The organism is Weizmannia sp. FSL K6-3076, from assembly GCF_038007245.1.
Classification (GTDB): Bacteria; Bacillota; Bacilli; order Bacillales; family Bacillaceae_C; genus Weizmannia; species Weizmannia faecalis.
Genome location: NZ_JBBOWU010000001.1, coordinates 1,340,701 through 1,353,796, shown reverse-complemented (window position 1 = coordinate 1,353,796; position 13,096 = coordinate 1,340,701). Strand labels below are relative to the sequence as shown.

At 49.7% G+C, this 13,096-nt stretch carries 10 protein-coding genes; all 10 read right to left on the bottom strand.

From position 1 onward, the window contains the following. Nucleotides 1-55 precede the first annotated feature (55 nt). On the bottom strand, nucleotides 56-958 hold the full coding sequence (truB, locus tag NSS95_RS06210) for a tRNA pseudouridine(55) synthase TruB (RefSeq protein ID WP_014095410.1): 903 nt from the start codon (nucleotides 956-958) through the stop codon (nucleotides 56-58). Nucleotides 959-1,050: 92 nt separating this feature from the next. Continuing rightward, nucleotides 1,051-1,398 (bottom strand): 30S ribosome-binding factor RbfA, encoded by a 348-nt coding sequence (rbfA, locus tag NSS95_RS06205; protein ID WP_014095411.1) that lies wholly within the window; start codon nucleotides 1,396-1,398, stop codon nucleotides 1,051-1,053. Between the two features lie 14 nt (nucleotides 1,399-1,412). Next, nucleotides 1,413-1,691 carry a DUF503 domain-containing protein gene (locus NSS95_RS06200; protein ID WP_014095412.1) on the bottom strand — a complete coding sequence of 93 codons (279 nt, stop codon included), beginning with the start codon at nucleotides 1,689-1,691 and terminating at the stop codon, nucleotides 1,413-1,415. Then, nucleotides 1,688-4,216, bottom strand: coding sequence for a translation initiation factor IF-2 (infB, locus tag NSS95_RS06195; protein WP_014095413.1), 2,529 nt, complete (start codon nucleotides 4,214-4,216; stop codon nucleotides 1,688-1,690). Before infB ends, NSS95_RS06200 begins: the two co-directional genes overlap by 4 nt. Nucleotides 4,217-4,230: 14 nt before the next feature. After that, nucleotides 4,231-4,539 (bottom strand): YlxQ family RNA-binding protein, encoded by a 309-nt coding sequence (locus NSS95_RS06190; protein WP_014095414.1) that lies wholly within the window; start codon nucleotides 4,537-4,539, stop codon nucleotides 4,231-4,233. Continuing rightward, nucleotides 4,536-4,829: an RNase P modulator RnpM gene (gene rnpM / locus NSS95_RS06185; RefSeq protein ID WP_014095415.1), complete on the bottom strand. Its 294-nt coding sequence runs from the start codon at nucleotides 4,827-4,829 to the stop codon at nucleotides 4,536-4,538. Before rnpM ends, NSS95_RS06190 begins: the two co-directional genes overlap by 4 nt. Nucleotides 4,830-4,841: 12 nt before the next feature. After that, nucleotides 4,842-6,041: a transcription termination factor NusA gene (gene nusA, locus NSS95_RS06180; RefSeq protein ID WP_017551544.1), complete on the bottom strand. Its 1,200-nt coding sequence runs from the start codon at nucleotides 6,039-6,041 to the stop codon at nucleotides 4,842-4,844. 42 nt (nucleotides 6,042-6,083) lie between these two features. Next, nucleotides 6,084-6,551: a ribosome maturation factor RimP gene (gene rimP / locus NSS95_RS06175; RefSeq protein ID WP_017551543.1), complete on the bottom strand. Its 468-nt coding sequence runs from the start codon at nucleotides 6,549-6,551 to the stop codon at nucleotides 6,084-6,086. A 146-nt stretch (nucleotides 6,552-6,697) separates the two neighbouring features. Then, complete coding sequence (locus NSS95_RS06170; protein ID WP_035181738.1) at nucleotides 6,698-11,026, bottom strand: PolC-type DNA polymerase III; 4,329 nt, start codon at nucleotides 11,024-11,026, stop codon at nucleotides 6,698-6,700. 192 nt (nucleotides 11,027-11,218) lie between these two features. After that, nucleotides 11,219-12,928: a proline--tRNA ligase gene (locus NSS95_RS06165; RefSeq protein WP_014095419.1), complete on the bottom strand. Its 1,710-nt coding sequence runs from the start codon at nucleotides 12,926-12,928 to the stop codon at nucleotides 11,219-11,221. Between the last annotated feature and the right edge of the window lie 168 nt (nucleotides 12,929-13,096).

Below are 13,096 nucleotides of genomic sequence, written 5' to 3'. Positions count from 1 at the left end.
TTCCCTTTTACAAATTGAAGCAGCCGCCTTCCTTGTTTTATACCCGGAAGGCTTTTTATATCACTTTCGCCGGTTTGATAAAGCCGGGCCTGCCGGAATGCGCCACGTATACCGCGAGTATTTTTCCGCGGAAAAAGACAGCAAGCCTGTCTCCTGTTTCCGGCCAGGTCTCCGGTTTTTTCAACACGGCACCGTTCTTTACTTTCTCTGCTAATGTATCACTAATTTCCCATTTCGGCAAATGGCGGATCCCGGCCTCGAGCGGGTAGAGCAGGCTTTCCCTGTCGCCGGTTTCCGCGGCTTTTTCAATCTCCTGAAAGGTGGCGCATTGTTCCTTTGAAAAACCGCCTGCTTCAATTCTTGTAAGATTGGACATATGTGCCGGATAGCCGAGCTTTTCTCCGATCATAACAGCAAGCGTGCGGATATAGGTGCCTTTGCTGCATGAAGCGCGGAAACGGAACGACACAACCGGCCCTTCAAAATATTCCCGCCCGTCCAATAGTTCAAGGCTGTAAATTTGCACATTCCTTTTAGGGCGTTCCACTTCGATGCCCGCCCGCGCATATTCATACAACCTTCTTCCGTTCACCTTGACGGCGGAAAACATCGGCGGGATCTGGGTAATATGCCCGGTAAACGAAGCGAGTGCGGCTAAAATTTCTTCCCGGCTGATCGGCCGGCTAATTTCCTTTTTTTCAATGATATCGCCGGAAGCATCTTCTGTCGTCGTTGAAATCCCGATCGTTGCTTCACCTTCGTAAGTTTTGCCGGCATCCTGAAGGTATTCGGCAATCTTTGTCGCACGCCCGATGCAAACCGGGAGGACCCCTTCCACATCCGGATCAAGCGTGCCGGTATGGCCTGCTTTTTTTGTGCCGAAAAGCTTCCGGATTTTAAAAACACAGTCATGGGAAGTCATCCCCGCCGGTTTCCAGAGCGGTAAAATGCCATCCATGGCGCCACTTCCTTTCGCAAATCCAATAGAATCACTCAAAAAAAGGAAACTTACCGAACCGTGTTCCGGCTCCGATCAGTTTCCTGAAACATTCATTCATCCGTGTCATGGATTTTTTTGATCAGCGTCTCAATGCGGTTGCCGTATTCGATGGATTCATCGATTTCAAAAATCAGTTCAGGCGTTTTGCGGAGCCGGATCCTTTTGCCAACTTCCGAGCGGATAAAGCCTTTTGCTTTTTCCAGGCCGTCAAGGGTGTCTTTCTTTTGTACCTCATCGCCGAGGACGGTGAGGTACACTTTTGCCTGCTGAAGATCGCCTGTTACTTCCACATCGGTTACAGTGACAAAGCCGACACGCGGATCTTTTAGTTTTCGCCCGATAATGTCGCTCAGCTCTTTTTTCATTTGCTCGCCAACCCTATTTGCACGAAGATTCATCAATCACACCTCATTTATAGCCATTCAATATTTGTTTCAAGACGCTCCCATTCAGGGAAGGAATCCAGAAAGAGAATTGCCCGCTGCAATTCTCTTTCAGCCGCCGCCCGGCTTGAAGCAACGGTCACGACTTCAACGAGGGTCCGCTGCCAGGCATCCTGGAAATCCATTTCACCGGCTGCAACATTATATTTTTGCTTTAGCCGCGTCAATATTCTTTGCAGCACTGCCCTTTTTTCTTTCAATGAACGGGCATCATAAATGCGAAATTCGCAACGGGCGCTCCCAATCATGCTCTTTCAATTTCCTCCATGATAAAGGACTCGATGACATCTCCTTCTTTGATGTCATTAAAGTTTTTAATCGTAATCCCGCATTCATATCCCTGGTTGACTTCTTTCACATCATCTTTATAGCGTTTCAGCGTATCAATTACACCTTCATAAATGACCACGCCGTCACGGATGACGCGCACGCCGCTGTCACGGGTGATTTTTCCGTCGGTGACATAGCCGCCCGCAATCGTGCCGATCCGTGATACTTTAAACGTCTGCCGCACTTCAACCTGGCCGATGATTTTTTCTTTGTATTCCGGATCAAGCATCCCTTTCATGGCAGATTCGATTTCTTCGATCGCTTTGTAGATAATGCGGTGCAGGCGGATATCCACTTTTTCCGTTTCGGCTGCGCGTTTGGCGTTATTATCCGGGCGGACATTAAAGCCAATAATAATCGCATTCGAAGCGGAAGCAAGCGTCACATCGGATTCATTAATCGCGCCGACGCCCGTATGGATAACGTTAATGTTGACGCCCTCCACATCAATCTTTTGCAAAGCGGCGGTCAATGCTTCTACAGAGCCTTGCACATCCGCTTTGACAATCACATTTAATTCTTTCATTTCCCCTTGCTTCATTTGCTCAAACAACGTGTCAAGGCTGACGCGCGCGGTTTCGTTACGGTGCGCCTGGACAGCCTGTTGTTTCCGCGCTTCCCCGACCTGGCGGGCTGTTTTCTCATCTTCAAAGACAACAAAACGGTCGCCGGCTTCCGGTACATCATTTAAACCGGTAATTTCAACAGGCGTGGACGGCCCTGCTTCTTTCACGCGACGGCCGAGATCATTGACCATCGCACGGACGCGCCCGTAAGTGTGACCGACTACAATCGGGTCGCCGATGCGCAAAGTGCCGTTTTGTACGAGCAAAGTGGCAACCGGGCCCCTGCCTTTATCAAGGCGCGCTTCAATAACCGAACCGAGTGCGCGGCGGTTCGGGTTTGCTTTCAGTTCTTCCACTTCGCTGACAAGCAAAATCATTTCAAGCAGATTGTCAATCCCTTCACCGGTTAGAGCAGAAATCGGGACAAAAATCGTATCCCCGCCCCAGTCTTCCGGAACCAGATTGTATTCCGTCAGTTCCTGCATGACTCGTTCGGGGTTCGCTGTCGGTTTATCAATTTTATTGACCGCAACAATGATCGGAACGCCGGCTGCTTTCGCGTGGTTAATGGCTTCCACTGTCTGCGGCTTCACGCCGTCATCGGCAGCAACAACAAGCACGGTAATGTCCGTCACTTGCGCCCCCCGCGCACGCATTGTTGTAAAGGCTTCATGCCCCGGCGTGTCTAAAAATGTAATTTTTTTGCCGCCTACTTTCACCTGGTATGCACCGATATGCTGGGTAATCCCGCCTGCTTCTCCGGCGGTGACTTTTGTATGGCGGATGGAATCGAGCGTTGTCGTTTTCCCATGGTCAACATGGCCCATAATGGTGACAACCGGCGGGCGGACTTCGAGGTCTTCTTCACGGTCTTCCGTAAAATACGTTTCCAGATCCGTCTGGTCAACGATCACTTTTTCTTCCACTTCAACGCCGTATTCCGAAGCAATCAGTTCAATGGCGTCTTTGTCAAGCTGCTGGTTGATCGTTGCCGCAACGCCGAGCAGGAACAGTTTTTTAATAATTTCGGAAGGTTCCCTGTAGAGCTTCTTCGCAAGTTCCGCAACGGTCAGCGATTCTGTGAACGTAATTTTTTCAGGCAGTTCTTTTACCTTTTGGACCGGCTGCGGCTGCGGTTTGAAGTTTTTATTTTTCCGGTTATTTTTCTTTTGTTTGTTAAACGGCCGTCCGTTGTTGCCGCGGTTTCCGTTATTGCTACGGTTTCCATTGCCACTGTTGCGGTTATTCCCGTTGTTCCGGCTGTTCCCGCTGTTTTGATTATTCCTGTTGTTGCCCGCGGCTTGGGTGTTTCCATTGCTCCGGTTGTTGCTTGTGTTCTGGCTGTTTCCGTTATTCCGGTTGTTACTTGCAGCCTGGCTTTTTTCGTTATTCCGGTTGTTGCTTGCGGCCTGGGTGTTTCCATTGCTCCGGTTGTTGCCGCCGGTTTGGCCGTTCCTGTTATTCCGATTGTTGCCGCCCGTTCTGCTCTTCCCATCGCTGCGGTTGCTGCCGCCAGAGCGGTTATTGTTATTGTTTCTGCTGTTTCCGTTATCCCCTTGGTTTTTGCTGTTTTGGCCGTTTCCGTGATTCGGCTTCTGGTTTTCGCGCCGGGTGCGGTTTTCGGGTTTGTTTCCTTGTCGGTCCCCGGTTTCGGACCTGGTGCTTCTTTCATTTCTGGTCGGCCCGTTTTGCCCGTTTTTCTTGCCATCCTGCTGATTTTTGCCGCTGTAAACCGTATCCAGCTTCCTTACTGTTTCCCCATCGATCATTGACATATGATTGGATACCTCTATATTCATTTGTTTTAGTTTCGTGATAATTTCCTTACTTGATGTATGATGAGCTTTCGCATATTCGTAAACACGTATTTTGCTCATGTCGTCACCCCCACCTATGATTCATCGAGCAGTTCAGCAAGTTTTTCCGCAAATCCGCGGTCACTTACTGCCACTGCGACTCTCGCCTCTTTCCCAATGGCTTTTCCAAGCATTTCCCTCGTCTCTATCCACCGTACCGGTACATGATAGAAACGGCATTTGTCTAACAATTTTTTTGACGTATTGGATGAGGCATCTTTTGAAAGCAATACAAGTTTTGCCTGGCCTGCCCGGATTTCTTTCAGGACAGGCTCCTCTCCCGAAACGATCTTTCCTGCCTTGAACGCAAGGCCTAAAAGGGACATTGCCTGCTTCCCGTTCATGATTTTTGTTTATTCTCCTTTTTTTCCTTTTGAATAAACGCGATGATTTCATCGTAAAAAGCATCTTCTACAGCGGCACCAAGATGGGATGAGAGAATATTTTTTTTCTTTGCCAACAGCACCGCTTCCTCGTCTTTTGAAAGATAGGCGCCTCTTCCTGACTTTTTCCCGGTCGGGTCAATCGAAACATCGCCTTCCTTGGAACGGACGATACGGACCATTTCTTTTTTCGGTTTCATTTCTCCCGTTGCTACGCATTTTCTCATCGGAATTTTCTTACGTGTCGCCATCAGCCCCACTCCTTATTCGATCTCTTCATCTTTCCCGCCGTTTTCAGGCAGATCCGCTTCTTTCGCATCCGGTACGGCCAGTGCTTCGGAAGTGCGGCCGGCATCATCGTCATCAAAAAGCCCCGGTGTTTCCCCGTCTATGTCATCATTGGTTTCAGAACGCGGATAAATGCCTGACTCCCTTGCATCCGTTTCGCTCTTAATATCAATTTTCCAGCCTGTGAGTTTCGCGGCAAGCCGGGCGTTTTGGCCGCGTTTCCCGATTGCAAGCGACAGCTGGTAATCCGGAACGATGACCGTTGTAGCCTTATTGTTTTCGTCAACAAGCACATCAAGCACTTTTGCAGGGCTTAACGCATTTGCTACAAATTTAGCCGGGTCGTCCGACCATTTTACAATATCAATCTTTTCCCCGTGAAGTTCATTTACAATCGCCTGGACGCGCTGCCCTTTAGGCCCGACGCATGCGCCGACAGGATCAACCTCCGGGCGGTCGGTGTAAACCGAAATTTTCGAACGGTCCCCTGCTTCGCGGGCGATCGAACGGATTTCTACGATGCCATCGTAAATTTCCGGCACTTCAAGTTCAAACAGCCGTTTTAAAAGGCCGGGATGGGTGCGCGAGACAAAAATTTGCGGCCCCTTTGTTGTCCGTTCGACTTTTGTAATGTAGACCTTAATCCGGTCATGCGGGTTGTACGTTTCATTCGGGGATTGTTCCCCCGGCGGCAGCAGTGCTTCTGTTTTTCCGAGGCTGACATACGTAAAACGCGGATCTTTCCGCTGCACAATCCCGGTCATGACCTCGTCTTCACGGTCGATAAATTGATTGTAAATGATTCCCCGTTCCGCTTCCCGGACGCGCTGCGTGACAACCTGTTTTGCTGTCTGTGCGGCGATCCGGCCAAAATCTTTCGGCGTGACTTCCAATTCGACAACATCGCCGATTTCATAAGACGGATTGATTTTCTGGGCATCTTCAAGCGAAATTTCAAGGCGCGGGTCAAATACTTCTTCAACCACGTCTTTACGCGCGAACACACGGATCGTCCCGTTCGCCAGATTTAAATCCGTCCTTACATTCTGTGCCTGGTTAAAATTGCGGCGGTATGCCGATACAAGCGCGGCTTCGATGGCTTCAACGAGCACATCCCGCGAAATTCCTTTTTCTTCTTCAAGTATCGTAAGCGCATCTACCAGTTCTGAGCTCATGGAAATTGGATCCCCCTTCATTTTTTGAAAAATGATGCATTTTTAAAATTCAACGGCAAGCCGTGCGTTGGCCACTTTGTCATACGGAATTTCCTTCTCGATTTTCTTCGTTTTCACTTTACATTCTAATGTTAGGCACCCGTTGTGAAAAGCAATCAATTTTCCCTGGAACGTTTTCTCCCCGTCAAGCGGTTCATACGTTTTCACGAGGACGGTCCGGCCGACAGCACGTTCAAAGTCACGCGCTTTTTTTAACGGGCGTTCCGCACCCGGGGAGGAAACCTCAAGGAAATAATTATGGGGAATCGGGTCCGCTTCATCGAGCTTTTCCCCGAGCCGTTCGCTGACGAGCCCGCATTCTTCGATATCGACCCCGTTTTCTTTGTCAATATAAACACGAAGAAACCAGTTTTTTCCTTCTTTGACGTATTCAATATCAACAAGTTCAAGGCCGAGCCCTTCCACAACCGGGGATGCCAGTTGTTCCACCACTTCAACGACTTTACTCATGCTGACCTCCTCAAAAATCCGATTTAAAACACGAAAGAGCGGGGTGATGGCCCCACTCTTTCGCACGAGCGTTTATCCGTAGTATTTCCATAAAAAACTATACCATAACAGGCAAAAAAAAGCAAACAGCGGTCCTTAACCCGTATTTAGAAAAGCGACAGCTGGTTCTGCTCCGGCAGCGACTCTAAGCAGCCGTGCCCGTCAAGGTATTCCATAATCGTTTTGGAGACTTTTCCGCGGCGCTGCAAGTCTTCTTTTGAAAGGAATTCACCTTCTTCACGCGCTTTTACGATATTGACCGCGGCGTTTGTACCAAGACCCGGAATCGCATTAAACGGCGGAATGAGCGAATCGCCGTCAATGACAAACTTGTCTGCTTCCGATCGATACAAATCAATCGGCTGGAAGCGGAAGCCGCGCGCCGTCATTTCAAGCGCCAGTTCGAGCACGGTCAGCAAACTTTTCTCCTTCGCCGATGCGTCCATCCCTTTTGCATTAATTTCACTGATTTTTGCCTTGATGGAATTCGAGCCGTGGATCATGACATCGAGATCGAAATCCTCCGCGCGCACCGTAAAATACGTCGCATAGTAGATCAGCGGATGGTACACCTTGAAGTAAGCGATCCTTACCGCCATCAGCACATAGGCGGTGGCGTGGGCTTTCGGGAACATATATTTAATCTTTTTGCACGATTCAATATACCAATTTGGCACGTTTTGCTTGATCATTTCCTCTTCCATTTCAGGCGTGAGCCCTTTCCCTTTCCGTACCGATTCCATAATTTTAAAAGCAAGGGACGGCTCTAAGCCCTGATAGATTAAATAGACCATAATATCGTCCCGGCAGCCGATTACTTCAGGCAGGGTGCATGTGCCGTTTTGGATCAGTTCCTGGGCGTTGCCGAGCCATACGTCCGTTCCGTGCGAAAGCCCTGAAATCTGGACCAGTTCGGCAAAAGTCGTCGGTTTTGTATCTTCGAGCATTTGGCGCACAAACTTTGTGCCAAATTCCGGAATGCCGAGCGTGCCGGTTTTGCACATAATCTGCTCTTCCGTAACCCCGAGCGGTTCCGGCCCGCTGAAAATTTTCATCACTTCCGGGTCATCGGTCGGGATCGTTTTCGGGTCAATCCCGCTTAAGTCCTGGAGCATGCGGATGACGGTCGGATCATCGTGCCCGAGTATATCAAGCTTCAAAATATTATCGTGGATCGAGTGGAAATCAAAATGCGTTGTCCGCCATTCCGAATTGTGATCGTCCGCCGGATACTGGATCGGCGTAAAATCGTATATATCCATATAATCCGGGACGACGATAATGCCACCCGGATGCTGGCCGGTCGTCCGTTTCACCCCGGTGCAGCCCTGGACAAGCCGGTCAATTTCCGCGCTCCGGAATGTCAGATTATGGTCCTGGGCATACCCTTTTACATAGCCGTAGGCCGTTTTTTCCGCAACCGTGCCGATCGTGCCGGCGCGGTATACATACTCTTCGCCGAACAACACTTTTGTATAGGCGTGGGCGCGCGGCTGGTAATCGCCCGAAAAGTTCAGGTCAATATCCGGTACCTTGTCCCCTTTAAAGCCAAGGAACGTTTCAAACGGAATATCATGGCCGTCTTTTTTGTATTTTGCCCCGCACGCCGGGCAGTTTTTATCCGGCAGGTCAAAACCGGAACCGACCGAACCGTCATTGAAAAACTCGGAATGCTTGCAGTTCGGGCACACATAATGCGGCGGGAGCGGGTTGACTTCGGTGATTTCCGTCATCGTTGCAACAAGCGAAGAGCCGACAGACCCCCGCGAACCGACAAGGTAACCGTCATTCAATGATTTCTTGACAAGTTTATGGGCAATCAGATAAATGACCGCAAATCCGTGACCAATAATGCTTTTTAGCTCTTTTTCAAGCCGTGCTTCGACAATTTCGGGAAGTGGATCCCCGTAAATCCTTTTCGCGCGCTTATAGCTTTGCTCGCGGATTTCTTCTTCCGCCCCTTCAATTTTCGGCGTGTACAACTCATCTTTTACCGGCTTGACGTCCTCGATTAAGCCGGCAATTTTATTCGTGTTGTCAACCACGATTTCTTTTGCCTTTTCTTCGCCTAAAAACGAGAAGCATGCAAGCATTTCATCCGTCGTGCGGAAATGCACGTCCGGCAGCCGGTGCCGGTTCAGCGGATTGGCACCGCCCTGGGAGCTGATCAGGATTTTCCGGTAAATTTTGTCTTCGGGGTTTAAATAATGGACATTGCCTGTTGCGACAACCGGCAGATTTAATTTTTCCCCGAGCCTGACGATTTTCGTGATGATTTCTTCAAGCGCCTTTTCATCCCTTATCAGTTCCTGGTCGATGAGCGGGGCGTACACTTCTTTCGGATGGACTTCAAGATAATCATAAAAGCGGGCGATCTCCTCTACTTCCGCCGGATCTTTCTGCATCATGCCTTCAAATACTTCGCCTTTGTCACAGCCGGACCCGACGAGAATGCCTTCCCGGTACTTTTGCAGCTCGGAACGCGGAATACGCGGCACACGGTAAAAGTAATCGATATGGGAAAGAGAAATCAGTTTAAATAAATTTTTCAAGCCTTCCTGCGTCCGGACAAGCAGCGTGCAGTGCGACGGGCGCGCCCGCTTGTACGCGCCGCCTTCCCCCATATACTGGTTCAGCTCGTCATGGTATGTGATCCCCCGGTTACGGGCGTCTTTCAGCATTTTTAAAAAGATTTGTCCTGTTGCTTCCGTATCGTAGATTGCGCGGTGGTGCTGGGTCAGTTCCACATTGAATTTTTTCGCGAGCGTGTTCAGCCGGTAGTTTTTGAAATCCGGATATAAAAACCGTCCGAGTTCGAGCGTATCAATGACGGGGTTATTGGATTTCGGCAGCCCGGCTTTTTTCAGGCCAACGTTTAAAAACCCGATGTCGAACGAAGCATTGTGGGCTACAAGCACCGCGTCGCCAATCCATTCATTGTATTCTTTCAACACTTCGGAAATGTCCGGCGCATCTTTTAACATATCGTCGGTAATATGGGTCAGCTCAATAATCGTATTGGACAGCGGACGTCCGGGATTGGCAAACCGTTCAAACGTATCGACCACTTCGCCGTCTTGGATTTTCACCGCAGCGATTTCGATGATCGTATCATAAACGGCAGATAATCCCGTTGTTTCAACGTCAAAGACGACATATGTCGCTTCATCAAGGTGGACGTGCGCATCATTATAGGCAATCGGCACCCCGTCGTCGACAAGATTGGCTTCAACGCCGAAGATGACTTTTATACCGTTCTTTTTGCCGGCGCTGTAAGCTTCCGGAAAACTTTGCGCGACGGCGTGGTCTGTGATCGCAATCGCCGGATGGCCCCATTTTTTTGCCTGGGCGACAAGGGTAGACGCGGAAGTGACCGCATCCATCTGGCTCATCGGCGTATGGAGATGGAGTTCGACCCGCTTCTCATTTTCCGGCGCATGGTCTTTCCGGACGCGCGGGGCTACTTCAGAAAGATCGTTGGCGATCATGACCAGATCACGGACAAACGTATCGTTCTGGATGCTGCCGCGCGCACGCAGCCACATCCCTTTCTTCACGCGGGCAAATTGTGCGGCATCTTCCTTATCCCGCGAAAACATCTTCACGAGAATGGAGCTCGTATAATCGGTGATTTTTAACGTCAAAAGCGTCCGCCCGCTGCGCAGTTCTTTCGTTTCGACGTCAAACACATAGCCTTCCACCGTAATCCGCCGTTCTTCATCAACAATCTCGGAAAGGCGGCGGATATCATCATCGGGCGGGATTCTCAGCCCGATCATAAGCGGTCCCGCGTCGTGCGTTTCTTCCCCGCTCTGTTGCTCATTCACGTGCTTCTGCATTTCGAGAACGGCCTGTTTTGCCCGTTCCTCATCTTCTTTTTTCTTTTCTTCCATAAATTTGGCGTATGCTTCACTTGCTTCAGGTGCCGCCGAAATTTCCGTGTCAAACATCAGCTGCGGAAAACCGGCCCGTTCGTAAAAACGGACGATCCATTCCCCGTATTTTTGTTTTAATGTCGCTGCTTCCGGTTCATTGCGGCCGGTTACCACCAGCTTATTGCCGGAAAGTGACGGCACCTGCTCCGCAAGTAGGGACAAAAGCATCGGCGACATGCCTTCCAGTTCTCCTAGGCACGCTTTCCAGTAATCGGCAATCAGCGCCGGCCCAAAAGAAGGGTCTTTCGCCCGGATTGAAAAACGGACGTCGGCAATATGCTGAAAAGCCTGGCGCAAACGGGTTGTAAATGTCAAGTACACTTCAAAGGGGAGAATTTTTTCGAGCAAAAAATAAAAATGCCATCGCTTTGACTGGCGTTCCACAACTAGTTTTTCAATTTCTCCGTATTTAAAATGCTCGTAAAACCTGTCATCAAGCAGTTCCAGCTGCCGGAGCAAAATCTGGAACCTTTCTTTCTTTCCGGCGGGATTTTCAATCATCTTGTCCTCTCCCATCCTTTTTCATTCAATCTATCTTTATCTTAAAAAACAAGCGTCCCGAATGCAATCTTTCCGGAATTTTTCCCGGTAGTGTTGAAAGGTTCGGGTGTTGAAATTTTCCAGGCAAAACATTTTCTGCCTCTTTTTTGCAGGAAAAGAAGAGAAGCACCGGCCGGTAAGCCGATGCCCCTGTCATGAAGCAAGTTGTGCTAAAATATTAGAAATTGTCTCGGCCAAATCCTCTTTTTTCACTTCGAGCACTTCCCCGGTTTTTCTGATTTTCACTTCGACGATGCCTTCCGCCGCTTTTTTCCCGACGGTTACCCGGACAGGCAGGCCGATCAGGTCGGAATCCGCAAATTTCACACCCGGGCGCTCGTTTCTGTCATCCATCAAGACGGTAAACTGCTTTTCAAGTTCCGCATGGAGCGATTCTGCAAGGGCGGATTGTTGGGCATCCTTCATATTTACCGGAACGAGATGCACGTCAAACGGCGCCAGATTGACAGGCCAAACAAGCCCTTTATCATCGTTATGCTGTTCGCACACTGCTGTTAAAGTGCGGGAGACACCAATCCCGTAACACCCCATCAACATGACCTGCTCCCTGCCGTTTTCGTCTAAAAAGGCGGCGTGCATGGCCTCACTGTATTTTGTGCCGAGTTTGAAAATATGCCCGACCTCTATGCCGCGTGCAAACCGGATCGTTCCCTTTCCGTCCGGTGACGGGTCGCCTTCCTGGATATTGCGGAGATCCCCGTATAGATCGACGCGGTAATCCCTCTCCGGATTCGCATTCACATAGTGGAAGTCATTCTCATTGGCACCGCAAATGCCGTTGACTACATAGCGGACGGCGTGATCGGCCAAAATCCGGATCTGTTCCGGCGCGCCGACAGGGCCGAGCGAACCGGGATCCGCCCCCATGATCGACTTGATGGCTTCCGGATCTGCCATTTCAATCGTTTCAGAACCGAGAAGATGTTTGACTTTGACTTCATTTACGTCATGATCGCCCCTGACCAGCACAATGACATATTCATCATCCGCTTTCAGCACAAGGGTCTTCAGGCATTTTTCAGGATCTGCCTTTAGAAAGTCCGCAATTTGCGCGATCGTTCTTTGCCCCGGGGTCGGAATTTTTTCGAGCGGTTTTTCCGCTTCATCCGGCTTTGTGTAAACGGTCTTCACTTCCGCCATTTCAATATTTGCCGCATAATCGGATGAGTCGGAATACGCAATGGTGTCTTCCCCGATTTCAGACAGCACCATAAACTCCTGCGTATCTTTCCCGCCGATCGCGCCCGAGTCCGCCAATACGGCGCGGAAATCCAGTTTGCACCGCGAGAATATATTGGTATAAGCCCGATACATATCCTTATACGTCTCATCAAGGCTCTCTTTGTTGGCATGGAAAGAATACGCGTCTTTCATGATGAATTCCCGTCCGCGCAGCAAGCCGAAACGCGGGCGCTTTTCATCCCGAAATTTCGTTTGAATTTGGTATAAAGAAAGCGGCAGGCGTTTATACGATTTTACTTCGTTCCGAATTAAACTTGTGATCACTTCTTCATGCGTCGGCCCGAGCGCAAAGTCCCGTTCATGCCGGTCCTTAAGGCGCATCAAATCCGGCCCGTAAGAATACCAGCGCCCCGATTCCTGCCACAATTCCGCCGGCTGGAGGGACGGCATCAGCAATTCCATGGAACCGATAGCTTCCAATTCTTCGCGGATAATCGCTTCAATTTTATGTAAGACTTTTTTCGCGAGCGGCAAATACGTATAAACACCGCTTGCAATTTGCCGTATGTAACCGGCACGGAGCAGCAGCTGATGGCTTTTCACCTCGGCTTCTGCCGGTACGTCCCGCAATGTCGGAATAAACAATTTGCTCTGTTTCATACATCGCACTCCCGTATTCATTTATTATAGATCAGTCGCGTTGATTACGTTCCTTCGTTTCTATTCCCCCGATTCAGCAAACCAGGTCCAAGGTTGGATGGTAAGAGATTGTAAATCAAAAGCCGGGCCAGGGTGCTAGAAATGCAGATTTTAAAAGGGATCCGCACG

Coding starts and splice junctions, on each gene's coding strand:
- truB (WP_014095410.1), bottom strand. CDS start 958: ATGGATGGCATTTTACCGCTCTGGAAACCGGCGGGGATGACTTCCCAT.
- rbfA (WP_014095411.1), bottom strand. CDS start 1,398: ATGAATCTTCGTGCAAATAGGGTTGGCGAGCAAATGAAAAAAGAGCTG.
- NSS95_RS06200 (WP_014095412.1), bottom strand. CDS start 1,691: ATGATTGGGAGCGCCCGTTGCGAATTTCGCATTTATGATGCCCGTTCA.
- infB (WP_014095413.1), bottom strand. CDS start 4,216: ATGAGCAAAATACGTGTTTACGAATATGCGAAAGCTCATCATACATCA.
- NSS95_RS06190 (WP_014095414.1), bottom strand. CDS start 4,539: ATGAACGGGAAGCAGGCAATGTCCCTTTTAGGCCTTGCGTTCAAGGCA.
- rnpM (WP_014095415.1), bottom strand. CDS start 4,829: ATGGCGACACGTAAGAAAATTCCGATGAGAAAATGCGTAGCAACGGGA.
- nusA (WP_017551544.1), bottom strand. CDS start 6,041: ATGAGCTCAGAACTGGTAGATGCGCTTACGATACTTGAAGAAGAAAAA.
- rimP (WP_017551543.1), bottom strand. CDS start 6,551: ATGAGTAAAGTCGTTGAAGTGGTGGAACAACTGGCATCCCCGGTTGTG.
- NSS95_RS06170 (WP_035181738.1), bottom strand. CDS start 11,026: ATGATTGAAAATCCCGCCGGAAAGAAAGAAAGGTTCCAGATTTTGCTC.
- NSS95_RS06165 (WP_014095419.1), bottom strand. CDS start 12,928: ATGAAACAGAGCAAATTGTTTATTCCGACATTGCGGGACGTACCGGCA.